Origin of the sequence: Devosia geojensis (assembly GCF_000969415.1) — a bacterium.
Taxonomy (GTDB): Bacteria; Pseudomonadota; Alphaproteobacteria; order Rhizobiales; family Devosiaceae; genus Devosia; species Devosia geojensis.
This window is the reverse complement of sequence record NZ_JZEX01000142.1, coordinates 1-13,085: the sequence shown is the minus strand read 5'-3', so window position 1 is coordinate 13,085 and position 13,085 is coordinate 1. Positions and strand designations below refer to the sequence as shown.

Annotated in this window: 19 protein-coding genes; 8 read left to right on the top strand and 11 right to left on the bottom strand. The window is 66.3% G+C overall.

The window, feature by feature from the left end:
* Positions 1–69 precede the first annotated feature (69 nt).
* The 7 genes from VE25_RS17010 to VE25_RS16985 form a co-directional block, all read right to left on the bottom strand.
* Positions 70–546: an HK97 family phage prohead protease gene (locus VE25_RS17010; protein ID WP_046109852.1), complete on the bottom strand. Its 477-nt coding sequence runs from the start codon at positions 544–546 to the stop codon at positions 70–72.
* Positions 543–686, bottom strand: a complete 144-nt coding sequence (locus VE25_RS23025) for a hypothetical protein (RefSeq protein ID WP_160299997.1) — start codon at positions 684–686, stop codon at positions 543–545. Before VE25_RS23025 ends, VE25_RS17010 begins: the two co-directional genes overlap by 4 nt.
* Positions 687–689: 3 nt before the next feature.
* A complete protein-coding gene (locus tag VE25_RS17005; RefSeq protein ID WP_046109851.1) occupies positions 690–878 on the bottom strand; it encodes a hypothetical protein in 189 nt (62 codons plus the stop codon).
* A gap of 265 nt (positions 879–1,143) precedes the next feature.
* A complete protein-coding gene (locus VE25_RS17000) occupies positions 1,144–1,437 on the bottom strand; it encodes a hypothetical protein (protein WP_046109850.1) in 294 nt (97 codons plus the stop codon).
* Positions 1,434–1,703 (bottom strand): hypothetical protein, encoded by a 270-nt coding sequence (locus tag VE25_RS16995; RefSeq protein WP_046109849.1) that lies wholly within the window; start codon positions 1,701–1,703, stop codon positions 1,434–1,436. The genes VE25_RS17000 and VE25_RS16995 overlap by 4 nt, the downstream gene beginning before the upstream one ends.
* A 13-nt stretch (positions 1,704–1,716) precedes the next feature.
* The gene (locus tag VE25_RS22010) at positions 1,717–2,166 is read right to left on the bottom strand and encodes a hypothetical protein (protein ID WP_052732048.1); all 450 of its coding nucleotides are present in this window, start codon (positions 2,164–2,166) and stop codon (positions 1,717–1,719) included.
* On the bottom strand, positions 2,163–3,332 hold the full coding sequence (locus tag VE25_RS16985) for a phage portal protein (protein WP_046109848.1): 1,170 nt from the start codon (positions 3,330–3,332) through the stop codon (positions 2,163–2,165). The genes VE25_RS22010 and VE25_RS16985 overlap by 4 nt, the downstream gene beginning before the upstream one ends.
* Positions 3,333–3,401: 69 nt before the next feature.
* Between VE25_RS16985 and VE25_RS16980 the strand changes: the two genes are divergently transcribed.
* Both VE25_RS16980 and VE25_RS16975 read left to right on the top strand, forming a co-directional pair.
* A complete protein-coding gene (locus tag VE25_RS16980) occupies positions 3,402–3,692 on the top strand; it encodes a type II toxin-antitoxin system Phd/YefM family antitoxin (protein WP_046109847.1) in 291 nt (96 codons plus the stop codon).
* Positions 3,689–4,111, top strand: a complete 423-nt coding sequence (locus VE25_RS16975; RefSeq protein ID WP_046109846.1) for a type II toxin-antitoxin system VapC family toxin — start codon at positions 3,689–3,691, stop codon at positions 4,109–4,111. Before VE25_RS16980 ends, VE25_RS16975 begins: the two co-directional genes overlap by 4 nt.
* Here the strand turns inward: VE25_RS16975 and VE25_RS16970 are convergent.
* The 4 genes from VE25_RS16970 to VE25_RS16955 all read right to left on the bottom strand — a co-directional run bounded on the left by VE25_RS16970 (position 4,108) and on the right by VE25_RS16955 (position 7,910).
* The gene (locus VE25_RS16970; protein WP_244466968.1) at positions 4,108–5,406 is read right to left on the bottom strand and encodes a DNA-packaging protein; all 1,299 of its coding nucleotides are present in this window, start codon (positions 5,404–5,406) and stop codon (positions 4,108–4,110) included. The genes VE25_RS16975 and VE25_RS16970 overlap by 4 nt on opposite strands.
* On the bottom strand, positions 5,393–5,857 hold the full coding sequence (locus VE25_RS16965; protein ID WP_046109845.1) for a hypothetical protein: 465 nt from the start codon (positions 5,855–5,857) through the stop codon (positions 5,393–5,395). The genes VE25_RS16970 and VE25_RS16965 overlap by 14 nt, the downstream gene beginning before the upstream one ends.
* 107 nt (positions 5,858–5,964) lie before the next feature.
* Positions 5,965–6,354: a DUF2147 domain-containing protein gene (locus VE25_RS16960; RefSeq protein WP_046109844.1), complete on the bottom strand. Its 390-nt coding sequence runs from the start codon at positions 6,352–6,354 to the stop codon at positions 5,965–5,967.
* A 299-nt stretch (positions 6,355–6,653) separates the two neighbouring features.
* Positions 6,654–7,910 carry an Hsp70 family protein gene (locus VE25_RS16955; RefSeq protein ID WP_046109843.1) on the bottom strand — a complete coding sequence of 419 codons (1,257 nt, stop codon included), beginning with the start codon at positions 7,908–7,910 and terminating at the stop codon, positions 6,654–6,656.
* A gap of 341 nt (positions 7,911–8,251) precedes the next feature.
* Here VE25_RS16955 and VE25_RS16950 point away from each other — a divergent pair, with 341 nt between their 5' ends.
* The 6 genes from VE25_RS16950 to VE25_RS16925 all read left to right on the top strand — a co-directional run bounded on the left by VE25_RS16950 (position 8,252) and on the right by VE25_RS16925 (position 12,949).
* Positions 8,252–9,436 carry a multidrug effflux MFS transporter gene (locus VE25_RS16950; protein ID WP_046109842.1) on the top strand — a complete coding sequence of 395 codons (1,185 nt, stop codon included), beginning with the start codon at positions 8,252–8,254 and terminating at the stop codon, positions 9,434–9,436.
* 107 nt (positions 9,437–9,543) lie between these two features.
* On the top strand, positions 9,544–9,885 hold the full coding sequence (locus VE25_RS16945) for a YciI family protein (RefSeq protein WP_046109841.1): 342 nt from the start codon (positions 9,544–9,546) through the stop codon (positions 9,883–9,885).
* A 415-nt stretch (positions 9,886–10,300) separates the two neighbouring features.
* Entirely contained in the window at positions 10,301–11,164 is an 864-nt protein-coding gene (locus tag VE25_RS16940) for an alpha/beta fold hydrolase (protein WP_046109840.1), read from the top strand.
* Between the two features lie 150 nt (positions 11,165–11,314).
* Positions 11,315–11,605 carry a hypothetical protein gene (locus tag VE25_RS16935; protein ID WP_046109839.1) on the top strand — a complete coding sequence of 97 codons (291 nt, stop codon included), beginning with the start codon at positions 11,315–11,317 and terminating at the stop codon, positions 11,603–11,605.
* Between the two features lie 2 nt (positions 11,606–11,607).
* A complete protein-coding gene (locus VE25_RS16930; RefSeq protein ID WP_046109838.1) occupies positions 11,608–12,300 on the top strand; it encodes a DUF899 domain-containing protein in 693 nt (230 codons plus the stop codon).
* Positions 12,301–12,415: 115 nt separating this feature from the next.
* The gene (locus tag VE25_RS16925; protein WP_046109837.1) at positions 12,416–12,949 is read left to right on the top strand and encodes a dihydrofolate reductase family protein; all 534 of its coding nucleotides are present in this window, start codon (positions 12,416–12,418) and stop codon (positions 12,947–12,949) included.
* The last annotated feature ends 136 nt before the right edge of the window (positions 12,950–13,085 follow it).

Below are 13,085 nucleotides of genomic sequence, written 5' to 3'. Positions count from 1 at the left end.
ACCCCCAGCCCCTCCCCTCAAGGGGGAGGGGAGCCGCCAGCATTTCGTTTCCGTCAGAACTGACAGAGCCTAGGCTCTGAAAACGGAAACGGCCGCTGCGAACGCGGCGGCCGTCCTTGGGTCGGTATCGGCGATGCGGGCGCCGTCCATCATCGGGAAGGTCACGATCGAGATCTCCCAGAGGTCGATCTCGTGCAGCAGCCTTTGGCCGTTGCGCCGCGTGGCCTTGACCGTGCGGAAGCCGATGGAAAGCCCGTCGATCGCCCGACGCTCGATCAGCGCCCGCAAGGCATCGGCGCGCGGCACGCCCTGCACCAGCAGCCCCTCGACCCAGAGGCCGAAACCGTCCTCGCGGATCGTCTCCCAGCGCCCGATCGGCTCCTTGGGATCGTGCTGGAAGAGCATGCGGATGCGTTCGCGCCCGCGCTTGCCGAGGCTCTTGGCGAACGCGCCCGGCATCACCACGTCGTTGCCGTCGTCGGGAACGTCGAACACCGAGGCATAGCCGGCAAACCGCCCCGCCTCGTCGATGGGGATCGCGGTCATGCGCGCTTGGTCCTCCCGCCCGTGCCTTGCGCGGCCGGTCGCCCCGTCCCGGCCTTGGCGGAAGCCAGCGTCCCCGCCAGGTTCCAGGCGAACTGCCGGAACGTCTGCTTGGCCGCCTCGCGGCTCGCTTTCTTGCCCATGGGCTATTCTCCCTTGCCGAAAAGTCGATTGAGCGAGGCGATCTCGTGGACGAAGTCGTTGAACCGGCGGTTGGCCGCCGCCAGCTCCTTCAAGGTCCAGACCAGCAGCCCACTCGCCCCGCTCGCCCACAGGAACAGCGCCAGATGCGCCAGGTCCCCGCGCTCGAGCACCGATTTGGTGATGTCGTCCATCAAGTTCCTCCGGACATGAAAAAAGCCCCCGAAGGGGCTTGAAGGTCTTCAGCGGCTCTATCGCCTCCCTCCCCCTCGAGGGGGAGGGGAGCGGCCGGTTCGTTTTCCGCCCAATCGCGAAACGCGATAGAGGTCGCATGGCCCGGTTCCCCTTCTCCCCTTGAGGGAGAAGGTGCCCCGAAGGGGCGGATGAGGGGTCTGCGATGCTTCAAGGAGGCGCCGGTGGACATGGCGGATCGCGCCCTACCCCGAGTGGGAGAGGAGATCAGTCCGTAATCAGCAGATGCTCGATCGGCAGCTCACCGATCCGCCGCAGCGCATCCTCGCTGGACTGGCGCACGCCCGGATTCTCCTCGACCGCCTGTCCATGCCAATATTTCGCCTCCCGCACGCGCCCCATCGCCTCGTAGCATTCGGCGATGCGCGTTCCGAGATAGCCGGCATCCAGCGACGGATCGCCATCGGCCATGAAAAAATAAATCTCCAGCGCATCCTGCCACCGCCCAAGCTCCTTGAGCTTGTCGGCCGAACGTTCGAAGCGGTTGAAATCGTAGATCATGCTCGATCTAATCGAAGCGCAAGCAACCTCGCCGCCACGGCCCGGTCGCGCTCTTCCACGTCGCTGAGGCCCATCTCCAGGGTGGTGATATCTGTAAGGCAGCGAGCCACTTCGTCCACTGGAGCGCGCACCTGCAGCAGGTGCAGGACAGCGGGTAAATATGCATCGTACTCGTCCTGCGCGGCAGGCTCATCCCTCACGCCTATCGGGTCCCAATCCTGCAGGAGCATTTTCCTGACCGCGTCCAATTTTTGCTCGTAGGTCATTTCAAGCGCCTCATCACGTCGGCCATAGCGTTATAATTTCACCAAACGGGTTTATCACCACAACTGCATCAATGCCGTAGTACTTCCAAGAATGCGGCGATGAACCTGGCGCTATTTTGTTCGGGTTGTTCAGAGCATCATAAATCGCACCCGCTGAGATTCCGCGGTTAATCGTTTGATTTATCCCATGCTTTGTAAATCCCATTGGCATCCACGTAACAGAAAGGCGCTCTCCCCTTTCCGCCTGCTGTCGTTGCCGAGCACCGGCCGGATCCACCACCCACTGCCCGCCCTCAGGCGTGCCCTTGGGCGCCCGCGGCTGATCCGGCCGATACCTGCGCTCGAGGTCCCTGAACACCTCCTCGACCAGCGCGTTCATCCGCTTCTCGACGAGATAGAGCCGCAGCTCGGCAACCTCCCGCTCCAGCTCGTCCCAGACAGAAGCCGGCCACAGCTGCTTCATCGGGTCCCCTCCGCCTCGATCCCCAGCATCTGCCGCTTTTCCGCATCGCTCAGGAACTCCGCTGCGCCCACGCGTGCCCACAGCGCCGCCCGGTCCTCGGCCAAGGCCTCGACGTCGTCGAAGTCGGGGGCGAGCGTTGTGCCGCCGAAGGCCGGGGAGAGCCAGTTGGAGAGGTCGTCGGCCACGCGCCGCACCAGCGGCACGATGGTCTGGCGCCAGAAGGCGCGGTTGGCCTCGGCGAGGTTGGAATAGGTGTTGTCGCCGGGAATGCCGAGCAGCATCGGCGGCACCCCGAAGGCGAGCGCGATATCGCGCGCCGCCGCGTGCCGGGCCTCGATGAAGTCCATGTCGCGGGGCGACAGCGCCAGCGTCTTCCAGTCGAGCCCGCCTTCCAAGAGCATCGGCCGGCCCGCGTTCGCCGCCCCCGAGAACCCCTGCTCCAGCTCGTCCTTCAAGCGCTCGAACTGGTCCTGGCTCAGGTTGCCGCCCGCCGTGTAGACCAGCGCCCCGGAGGGCCGCGCGGCGTTGTCGAGCAGCGCCTTGTTCCAGGCGGCGGACGCGTTGTGGATGTCGAGGCTCGTCTGCGCCGCCGCGAGCGGCGCCATGCCGTAATGGTCGTCCATCGGATGGAACAGCGCCAGGTGCAGGACGCTCGGCACCGGCAGCGTATCCTGCGCCAGCTGCACCGTCCTGCCGCCCGCCGTATAGGCATAGGCCGCCGGCCAGCCGTCGCGCCCGGAAACGACCTTCATCCGATCCGGGCGCAGGCAGTAGAGTCCCCTGACCTCCCCGTCGTCGACCACCGCATTGAGGTAGGCGTTGCCCGCCGTCTGCAGATACGCGTAGACCGCCTCCAGCATCTCCCCGCCCGACTGGTGCGGGTTGGGCCGCGCCAGGAGCGTCAGCAGCGGATGCTCGCTCGCCTTGCGCCCGCCCTCGCTCACCGTCAGCGGCACGCGGTTGGCCGCCTCGGCGATCAGCCGCACGCAGCGGTAGACCACCGGATTGCGCGCGAACCCCTGGTTGACGAGGCTCGCAAACCCCCGCCCGCTCCACGTCGCCTCGCGCAGTTCGCTGAGGCTGACGAGGGAATGGCCGGCGTAAGACTTGGTTTCCTCGGGCGCGTTCGTCCGGCCGCCGGCAAGGCGGTTGAGCCAGGTTGGCATGGGAAAATCCTTGACATTGAGAGTGAATGCTACAACGTAGCAACGTATCTACAATCGATGGAGGCGACCATGGCCGCGCCCCGCAAGACGACCACCATCTCCAGCCGCGAGTTCAACCAGAACACGAGCGGCGCCAAGCGTGCCGCGCTCGAGGGCCCGGTCATCATCACCGATCGCGGCCGCGAAACGCATGTGCTCCTCAGCACCGAGGACTACCACCGTCTCGCGCCCGACGCTCCAAAGCGGCGCATCAGCCTGCTCGAGGCGATGGAGCAGAAGGGCGGGCCGGAGTATGATTTCGACATCGAGTTTCCGCGTCTGCCCAGCATCGCGCGCCCGATCGACCTGGGTGACGATTGACCTATCTGCTCGACACCAATGTCCTTTCCGAGCTGCGCCGGCCCCAGCGTGCCGATCCCAACGTCAGGCGCTGGGCCGGCCAACTGGATATCGAGGAAGCATACATCTCAGTGATCTCCGTGCTCGAGATCGGGCGCGGCGCCGTCATGGTTTCGAAGAAAAACCCCGAACATTCCGCCCGCTTGAGCGCATGGCTCCATTCCGACATCGTTCCCACCTATGAAGGGCGGCTTTTCAATATAGATCTGGACGTAGCCGTGCAGTGCGCACGGTTCGGGCATGTTCCCGACGACCATCTCGCCGACGCATTGCTGGCCGCAACGGCGATCGTCCATGACATGATCCTGGTGACACGCAACATCGGCGATTTCCGAGATTTTGTCGTTCCCCTCCTCAATCCCTGGGACTACACCTCCTAAAACTGCCGCACCCGCGGCCGCGCATCGTTGAGCATCAGCTCGGTCAGCGCCCAGACCAGCGCGTCCACCCGGTCCGGCGAGTGCCCCTCGCTCTTGCCGTCCGCACCGAACGCGCACATCTCGTCCTCGAGCGCAGTCAGGCCCTCGGCGTGCGCTACCAGCCCCCGCCCATAGAGCGCGGCGACCGGTTCGGCGCGCAGCCATTTGCCGCGCGTCGCGCGCACTTCGCGCAGCGGCAGGTCGGCCGCGACCTGCGCGATCAGTTCGCGCACCAGGTTGCCGCCCTGGTTGACCTCGACGACGAGCGCGTCGGCCTCGTGCGCCTTGAACGCCGCCACGGCCCGGCGCGCCCAGGCGAGCGGCGCCAGTCCCTTGACCGTCGCGTCCTCCAGCACCACCGCCTCGTCCCCGGCCCGGCCGGCAACGACGATGCCGCAGGCATCCGACTTGTCGTGCCCGGACACCGGCGGATCGACGGCGACGACGATCCGCTCCAGCGGCGCGCCCGACCAGCGCCGGAACATGGCGCGCTGCCAGAGCGCGTCCGGCCGGTCCTCGATCAGCTCGCCCAGGAGCTCCTGGCGCCCCAGCACCGAGTCCGCATAGCGCTTGACCACCGCGTCGAGAAAGCAGGTCGCCAGGTGCCCCTCGTTCTCGGCCGTGGTCATTCTCGTCACCACAGTTTGCGGATCGGCGATGAGCCGCTTCAAAAACTTCGTCGCGCGCGGCGTCGTGGTCGCCAGCTGGCGCGGCCGCTCGCCCAGCCGCAGCCCGAACTGCAGCATGTCCCAGGCCTCTTCGGCCTTGGGCCATTTGCCGACCTCATCGCTCCATGCCGCCGCGAATTGCGGCCCCCGGAACCGTTCCGGATCATTGGCGGCCAGCACCATGGCCTCGGTTCCATTGGGCCAGATCAGCATGTTGCCCTTCAGCACCGGCTCTTCGGCCGGCGGCGAGATGCGCCGGATGCCGCTGACGCCGTTGATCATCACGTCGACGGCCTCTGTCATCGTCTCGCCGACCAGCGCGATCGGCGAGATCCCTTGTCTCGCGAGCCCGCGCACCCATTCCGCGCCCGCCCGTGTCTTGCCCGAGCCGCGCCCGCCCAGGATCAGCCAGGTCGTCCAGTCGCCCTCCGGTGGCCTTTGCGAAGACCGGCTCATCAGGCTCCAGTCGTAGTAGATGTCCTCGACATCCTCTTCTGTGGCGCGGTCGACCAACGCCAGCGTCTTGGCGAGGTTTTCCGGCGAGCGCGGATCATCGGGCGCGAGGACCGGCGCGCTATCGTCTGGCAAGCTCAGTAATCCGTTGCGCGAGCTGCGCGCGCAGGTTTTCCGCCTGCGGCGTCTTCTTGGCCTTGTTTCCCTTGGTTCGGGCATCGAGCTCGATGAGCTTGTCCAGCGTGCGCGCCATGGTGTTGAGCAGCGCCACGTCCTTGCCGTCGACCTCTTGGCCGTTCCTGATCCTGCTTTTCATCTGCTTCTCGATTTTGACGATCTGCTGACCGAGAATGGCCAGGAGGCGGCGAGCGAACATGCTGCTGTCGAGCTCGCGCAGAAAACGCGGCTTCCAGTCCTCGACCCTCGCGCGATAGCTGATCTGCCCCTTTTTGACGCCATGACGCGCGGCGATCTCGTCGAGCGTCAGATCGCTCTCCTCATAGTCCCGGCGTATGAGCGGCCAATCGGGCTTGCCCGCAGCGGCTTTCGCCGCCCGCGCTTCGTTCTGACCCAGTTCTTCGACCATGCCAGAAGACTAGCAGATCGCCGGCGCGCGGGGATAAGTTCCGGATTTTTGTTGTTTTACAATGCGTTAGCAGGAGCTCTTTTGTTCGGGCCAGCCCCGGCCAATGCCTACATGCGCACCAGTTCCATCGTCTCGCAGAAGATCAGCAGCATGCATCCCGAAACGCGCATCTCATTGGGCGAGACGAGTGTCACCGAGCCCGAGAGCGTGTGCCCGGCGTAGTTCACCGTGCCGCGCCAGCGGTTGGGACCGGTCGCCTGCGCGCCTTCCACCACATGCGTGCCGACGGACGCCAGCCGCGCCGGGTTGCGTACGTCCTCGCGCAGCCAGACGAGCGTCGCGCAAAGCCCCCTGCCGCTCTCGCACTGGTCGACGACGAACCGCGCATCGCCCTTGGCGCTCTGCCAGTTGCCTATCGGCGATATCGCCTGGGCCATCGCGGGCGCCGCGAGCCCGAGGAACACGGCAATGGGTGCAAGGAAACGGGCAAATCGCATGGGGGAAAGCCTCCGGCCGGCACAGGTGCCCATCATCTGGCGTCCGCGCCCGTCACGGTCAAGTCACGCCTGCTTGCGCTCCGGAAACGTACGCTCGCGAAGCGACCATTTGAATATGGGCACCGGGCCGGCCCCACCCTCCGGCTGTCATCCCGGCGAAAGCCGGGACCCAGTACACACGGGCTTGCCAGCTCTAGCATCACCACCATCACCACCCGCGATGTCACCCCGGCGAAGGCCACTTCCCTGGCTTGTCGGGGATCAATGCCCACGCCTCCCCGTCAGCGCGAAGGGGAGCCCTACCCCCCGAACCGCCGTGCCGATTCGATCGCCAGCCCCAATCCCACGCTCCCGAGCACGTCGGTGCGGATGACCTGCGCGTCCGGGAACATCGCGGAGAGCCGCCTCAGCACGGCCGGCACCTGCGTCGAGCCGCCCGTCAGGATCAGCCCGTCGACGTCCCCGACGGTCGTGCCGGCGCGCCGCAGCGTCTCGGCGGCGGTCGCGGCGATCCGCTCGACGGAATCGGCGATGGCGTCCGCCAGGTGCTCGACCCGCAGCTCCGCCTCGATCACCGCCTCGCGCACAGCGAAGCGGAAGCCATAACCATCGTGCCCGGAGAGCGCGATCTTGGCCTCCTCGACCTCGCCGATCAGCCTGTGGCCGGCCCGCTCCTCGACCACGTCGATCATCTTGTCGACGAGGTCCGGCCGCTCTGCCTCCCGCCGCGTCTCCGTCAGCTCGCGATGGGCGTGCGCGGAATAGAGCCGGTTGATGCGGTGCCAGGTGGAGAGGTCGTAGTAAGGCGCGGTCGGCAGGTAGCGCTTGCCGTCGCTCGTCTGCGTGCCGAGCCCCAGCTCCGGCATGATCCGCCCCATGGCGAGCAGCCGGTCGAAGTCGGTGCCCCCGATATGGACGCCGGCGGTCGCGAGGATATCGGCGCCCCGCTCCTCGGCCGCGCGCCGCTCCGGGGAGACCCGCACCAGCGAGAAGTCCGAGGTGCCGCCCCCGAGGTCGACGATCAGCGCCAGGTGCTCGCGCGTCACCTGCCTCTCGTAGTCGAGCGCCGCCGCGATCGGCTCGAACTGGAATTCGACATGCGCGAACCCCTGCCCGCGCGCCGCCCGTTCGAGCTGGCCCTGCGCCTCGGCATCCGCTTTCGGGTCGTCGTCGACGAAATGCACCGGCCGCCCCATCACCACGCTGTCGAGCGCCTCGCCCGCCGCCGTTTCGGCGCGCCGCTTCATCTCGCCGATGAATATGCCGAGGATGTCGAGAAAGCCGTAGGTCTTCTTCTTGACCCGCGTGGTGTCGCCGATGAGGCCGGTGCCGAGCACGCTCTTCAACGAGCGCATCAGGCGCCCGTCGGCGCCCGAGACGTATTCCCCCACCGCCTCGCGGCCGAAGTGGATCGCGTCGTCCTCGAAGCCGAAGAAGAGGACGCTGGGGATCGTCACCTTGTCCGCTTCCAGCGGCAGGAGGCGCGGGCCGTTCGCCCCCGCCATTCCCAGCGTCGAATTGGACGTGCCGAAATCGAGGCCACAGGCGCGTGTCATGATTGCGGTCCGTGAAATGAAGGGGCGCGCCGAGCCCACTCAAGCGCGCGCGAAAAGGGACGGCTCTCATAAAGGCATTGGTGCGGGGATGGAACCCCCAATCTGGGCGCAATATCGGCAGATCGCGCAACCGCCTCCCGAGGAACGGTTGACGGCGGCGTCAATTCGCGACTAGCTGTTGCGCCATGAAGGTTGAGAGGCTCTTCGTCGTAGTAGGAAGGCGCGTGGGCAGGTCGGCGTAAGCCGGCCGGCGAAAGCACCCGCGCGCGGTAAGCAGGCCCCGGAAGGGGCTTTTTTCATGCCCGATCCTACGCTCGCCCCAAACCTCAGCCCCAGTTGCCATGCCGAAACCAACGCACCCGCCGCGCCTCACGACGCTGATCCTGTTGTCGGCGCTTGCCATCCTTCCCATCAACATCTTCCTGCCCTCGCTGACGAACGTGGCCGCCGAGTTCGGCGTGGACTACGGCGTCGCCGGCCTCGCGCTCGCCGCCTATGCCGTCGTTTCCGCGTGCCTCCAGATCATCATGGGGCCGCTGTCGGACAGGTTCGGGCGCCGGCCGGTGATCCTCTGGGGCCTCGCCGTCTTCATGGTCGCAACGATCGGCTGTGCCCTCGCCCCCAATATCTGGACCTTCCTCGTCTGCCGGATGGTCCAGGCCGCCATCGCCCCGACCTATGCGGTGTCGCTCGCCGCCATCCGGGACACGACAGGCAAGGAGGAGGCCGCGAGCAGGATCGGCTATATCGCCATGGCCTGGGCCGTCGCGCCCATGCTCGGTCCGAGCCTCGGCGGGTTTCTCGACGAACTGTTCGGATGGCGGGCGAGCTTCTGGTTCCTCGCCGTCTCCGGCGTCGCCGTGTTCGCGCTCTGCTGGATCGATCTGGGCGAGACGAACCGCAGTCCGTCGAACACGATCGCCGAGCAGTTCCGCGCCTATCCCGACTTGCTCACGTCGGGGCGCTTCTGGGCCTATGCGTCGTGCATGGCCTTTTCGCTCGGCGCCTTCTATGCCTTCCTGGCGGGCGCGCCGCTTGCCGCCGCTTCCGCCTTCGACATGTCTCCCGCCCTCCTCGGCATCTTCATGGGCTCGATCACCGCGGGCTTCATGCTCGGCAGTTTCCTCTCCGGGCGTTTCGCCGGCCGCTTCCCGTTGACCACCACGCTCGTTGCCGGGCGGGTGCTCGCCTGCGCCGGCCTCCTGCTCGGCCTGGTCCTTTATTTCGCCGGCGTCAATCACCTGCTGGCGCTCTTCGGGCCCTGCATGTTCGTCGGCGTCTCCAACGGATTGACCATGCCGAGCGCGAACGCGGGCGCGCTTTCGGTTCGCCCCAGGCTCACGGGCAGCGCTGCGGGTCTGGCGAGCGCCATCGCGGTCACGGGCGGCGCTGCGATGTCGTCGATTGCGGCCGCCGTCCTGACGGAGGACAATGCCCGCCACGGGCTCCTTCTCGTCATGCTGGCTTCCGCAACCATCGCCCTGGCGGCCGCCCTCGGCGCCCGCCGCCTGGAGCGGACCTCCTGATCGCCGGAGCTTTTTGGCGCGGCATGTCGATTCCCGGTCCGGCCATTCGATGAGATGGAGAAGGCAAGGCGATCGCCCTGCCGCCACAGAGGTTTCAGGAGAGAGCCATGACGCAATACCTGGTCGCCATTCACCTCCCCGACGGCTACGACCCGGCCGTTGACGAGGACGACGCCACGCGCGCCGACATCGCGGCGCTCAACGACGAGATGAAGGCTGCCGGCGTCCGGATCTTCGTCGGCGGGCTGCAGCCGGTCAGCCGCGCGCGGTCGCTGCGGATCAAGTCCGACGGCAAGGTCATCGTCACCGACGGACCCTACATGGAGACCAAGGAGCACGTCGGCGGCTTCTGGGTCCTGGAAGCGGGCGACCTCGACGAGGCGCTGGAATGGGGCCGCAAGGCCGCCATCGCCTGCCGGGCGCCGGTCGAGGTCCGCCCGTTCCATTAGGTTGAGCCAGTGCAGTATGGCGCACCCCATCGGTCTTCATCGCGGCTAAGTGGCGTCCGGCACGGTTCCCTTCTCCCCTTGTGGGAGAAGGTGCCCCGAAGGGGCGGATGAGGGGTCAGCGAGGCCGCGATACGGCGTTCGCGTCCGGCTCCCCTCAGGGCTATCGCACCTGTCTCTGCAGGAGGTGACGGGCCCCCTCCCCTCGCCCCTCCGGGGAGAGGGACAGATTTTCCGCGTTCAGCGGAAAATCAGGGTGAGGGGCCTGCGATGCCACCACATGCACCGGCGCCGCGTTGAAGCATCTCGGACCCCCGGCGAATATTTCGCCTCATTTGTCGAACCCCGCTCCGGCCGTTCGGTCAATCGGTGAAGGCAGGGCAAACCGCTCGCCTCAAGAGCACAAGGAGCAACCAACATGCTACGCATTCTAGTGACCACCGCGGCGCTCGCCGCAGCCGGCGCCGCCTTCGCGCAGGAGCCGCCTGAAGGCAACCGCGTCGAGATCAACGGCATGCAGATGTATTACGAGGTCTCGGGCGAAGGCGACCCGATGATCGTGCTGCATGGCGGCTTCATGAACATCCCCATGATGGGCGAGATCGTAGGGCGCCTTGCCGAGACGCACCGCGTCTATGCGCTCGAGCTGCAGGGGCACGGGCGCACCACCGATATCGACAGGCCCATCACCTATCCGAACCTTGCCGGCGACGTCGCCGCCTTCATGGACGCGGTCGGCATCGAGAAGGCCGACGTCTTCGGCTATTCCATGGGCGCGATGACGGGGCTGCGCCTCGCCATCGACTTTCCCGAAAAGGTGGACCAGCTGGTCTTTGCCTCCGGCGCCTACGACTACGAGGGCTGGCAGCCGGCGTTCCGCGAGGCGATCCCGCAGTGGAACGTCGAGATGTTCACCTCCTCGCCCTTCGCCGAGGACTACAAGGAGCTTGCCGCGGATCCGGAAGGCTTTCCCGCGCTGGCCCAGAAGGTCATCGACCTCGAGAAGGAGACCTTCGCCTGGGGCGAGGAGGTCGCGGCGCTGGAAACGCCCGTGCTGATCATCGCGGGCGACGCCGACGGCATGACGCTCGACCACAGCGTCGAGATGTTCCATCTGCTCGGCGGCGGCGTCATGGGCGATGTCGGCGCGCCGCTGGCCGCCTCCCGGCTCGCCATCCTGCCCGCGAGCTCGCACACCGCCGTCATCAACCAGCCCGATACGCTCATGGTCTTCATCGCCCCGTTCCTTGCCGGCGAGACGCCGCGGACCGGGTTCGAGTGAGATCCCCCGGAAGGCGCGGCAGGCCCATAGCCCGCTGCGCCTTTCCTTCACTGATATCCCGCCACATTTGTAACTCTCACCCAACCCTCCGCCCGGAATAGCCTCTTGGCATCGCAATCGTTGAACAGCGATGCAGCCGGAGGAGCGGAAATGACGTTTGAAGCAAAGAGGAAGGCCGGTTCGTTGCCTCGGCAGGCGGCCGCTGTGTCGGGCTGGCTCGCGCTCGCCGCCACCCCGACCTTCGCGCTGCTGGGCTGGATGTCGGCCGTCGGCTCGCCGGGCATGGCGATGTGCTCTGCCGCCTCGGCTTTCATGCCGATCAGCGACATGGCCCTGATGTACCTGCTGATGAGCCTTTTCCACCTGTCCCCATGGCTGAAGCTCGTTTCCGCCCGTTCGCCGCACAGCAACGCTCCCATCACCCGGACCGAAGGAGACTGAAAATGCAACACACCGTCGTTTCAAGCGATGAATGGCTGGCCGCCCGTCGGGACCTTCTCAAGGCCGAGAAGGAACTCACCCATCTTCGCGACAAGGTCGCCCGCGAGCGGCTCGCCCTGCCATGGGTGCGCGTCGAGAAGGACTACGTGTTCGACACGCCGGACGGCCCGCGCACCCTCGCCGAGCTCTTCGAGGATCGATCGCAACTCCTGGTGCAGCATTTCATGTTCGCGCCGGGCTGGAAGGAAGGTTGTCCGAGCTGCTCCTTCATGGCCGACCACACCGACGGCATGAACATGCATCTGGCCCATCACGACGTCACCATGGTCGCCGTCTCGCGCGCGCCGCTTGCCGAAATCGAGCGCTACCGCAAGCGCATGGGCTGGCAGTTCAAGTGGGTCTCCTCGAACGGCAGCCCGTTCAACTACGATTTCCGGGTCACCTTCACGCCGCAAGAGGTCGCCAGCGGCCACATCGACTACAACTTCGGCCAGTGGAACGAAACCGGCGAGGAATGGCCCGGCCTCAGCGCGTTCTTCAAGGACGAGGCGGGCGATGTGTTCCACACCTACTCCACCTTCGGGCGCGGTGTGGAAGTGATGATGGGCACCTACGCCATGCTCGACCTCATGCCGAAGGGGCGCAACGAGGCCGAAGGCATGGACTGGCTGCGCCGCCACGACCAATACGCATAGCGTCGGCCATGCGCCCTCCAAAACCAGTTGCGTTACAAAATCGGTCAGGCTAGCTTACAACCGATTGCATAGCGCAACCAGAACCGCGCAGGATGCGGCATAGGAGGAAGCAGGCATGGCCAAGCTCGTGTTCGGAATGAACCAGTCCCTGGACGGCTACGTCGATCACATGGCGTTACCGGCGCCGAACCCGACGCTCTTCCGCCAGTTCATCAAGGACGCCGAGGGGCAGGCGGGCAGTATCTACGGGCGCAAGATATATGAACTCATGCACTACTGGGATGATGATCATTCCGACTGGGAGCCGGATGGAGCGGCCTTCGCGGCGGCGTGGCGCAAGCAGCCGAAATGGGTGGTCTCGCGCTCGTCGCCGTCGCTCGGTCCCAACGCCACGCTTGTCGAGGGCGATCTCGAGAGCGCGATCCGCAAGATCAAGGCCGAGCACGATGGAGAGATCGAGGTTGCCGGTCCCGGCCTCGTCAAAAGCCTCACCGAGCTCGGCCTGGTCGACGAGTATCGCATCTACCTGCACCCGGTCGTCCTCGGTCAGGGCACGCCCTATTTCGCCGCCGCCCGCTCGCCGCTCCGCTTCGTCTCCAGCGAGCGGATCGACGAGGACGTGATCAAGCTGACCTACGTTCCCGCTTAGACTACGTCATGTATTGACGGAAGCACGAGCCGGAGGGCTCCCCTCCCCCTTGAGGGGAGGGGTCGGGGGTGGGGGCCCATCGGTGATCCGCCCAACGACCCCCACCCTCATTCCCTCCCCTCAAGGGGGAGGGAGG

Bases quoted from the DNA above. Each gene is read 5' to 3' on its own strand.
- VE25_RS16950 (WP_046109842.1), top strand. From the start codon at position 8,252: ATGCCGAAACCAACGCACCCGCCGCGCCTCACGACGCTGATCCTGTTG.
- VE25_RS16945 (WP_046109841.1), top strand. From the start codon at position 9,544: ATGACGCAATACCTGGTCGCCATTCACCTCCCCGACGGCTACGACCCG.
- VE25_RS16955 (WP_046109843.1), bottom strand. From the start codon at position 7,910: ATGACACGCGCCTGTGGCCTCGATTTCGGCACGTCCAATTCGACGCTG.
- VE25_RS16940 (WP_046109840.1), top strand. From the start codon at position 10,301: ATGCTACGCATTCTAGTGACCACCGCGGCGCTCGCCGCAGCCGGCGCC.
- VE25_RS16985 (WP_046109848.1), bottom strand. From the start codon at position 3,332: ATGCCAACCTGGCTCAACCGCCTTGCCGGCGGCCGGACGAACGCGCCC.
- VE25_RS16935 (WP_046109839.1), top strand. From the start codon at position 11,315: ATGACGTTTGAAGCAAAGAGGAAGGCCGGTTCGTTGCCTCGGCAGGCG.
- VE25_RS16995 (WP_046109849.1), bottom strand. From the start codon at position 1,703: ATGACCTACGAGCAAAAATTGGACGCGGTCAGGAAAATGCTCCTGCAG.
- VE25_RS22010 (WP_052732048.1), bottom strand. From the start codon at position 2,166: ATGAAGCAGCTGTGGCCGGCTTCTGTCTGGGACGAGCTGGAGCGGGAG.
- VE25_RS17000 (WP_046109850.1), bottom strand. From the start codon at position 1,437: ATGATCTACGATTTCAACCGCTTCGAACGTTCGGCCGACAAGCTCAAG.
- VE25_RS16965 (WP_046109845.1), bottom strand. From the start codon at position 5,857: ATGGTCGAAGAACTGGGTCAGAACGAAGCGCGGGCGGCGAAAGCCGCT.
- VE25_RS17005 (WP_046109851.1), bottom strand. From the start codon at position 878: ATGGACGACATCACCAAATCGGTGCTCGAGCGCGGGGACCTGGCGCAT.
- VE25_RS16980 (WP_046109847.1), top strand. From the start codon at position 3,402: ATGGCCGCGCCCCGCAAGACGACCACCATCTCCAGCCGCGAGTTCAAC.
- VE25_RS16925 (WP_046109837.1), top strand. From the start codon at position 12,416: ATGGCCAAGCTCGTGTTCGGAATGAACCAGTCCCTGGACGGCTACGTC.
- VE25_RS16930 (WP_046109838.1), top strand. From the start codon at position 11,608: ATGCAACACACCGTCGTTTCAAGCGATGAATGGCTGGCCGCCCGTCGG.
- VE25_RS17010 (WP_046109852.1), bottom strand. From the start codon at position 546: ATGACCGCGATCCCCATCGACGAGGCGGGGCGGTTTGCCGGCTATGCC.
- VE25_RS16960 (WP_046109844.1), bottom strand. From the start codon at position 6,354: ATGCGATTTGCCCGTTTCCTTGCACCCATTGCCGTGTTCCTCGGGCTC.
- VE25_RS23025 (WP_160299997.1), bottom strand. From the start codon at position 686: ATGGGCAAGAAAGCGAGCCGCGAGGCGGCCAAGCAGACGTTCCGGCAG.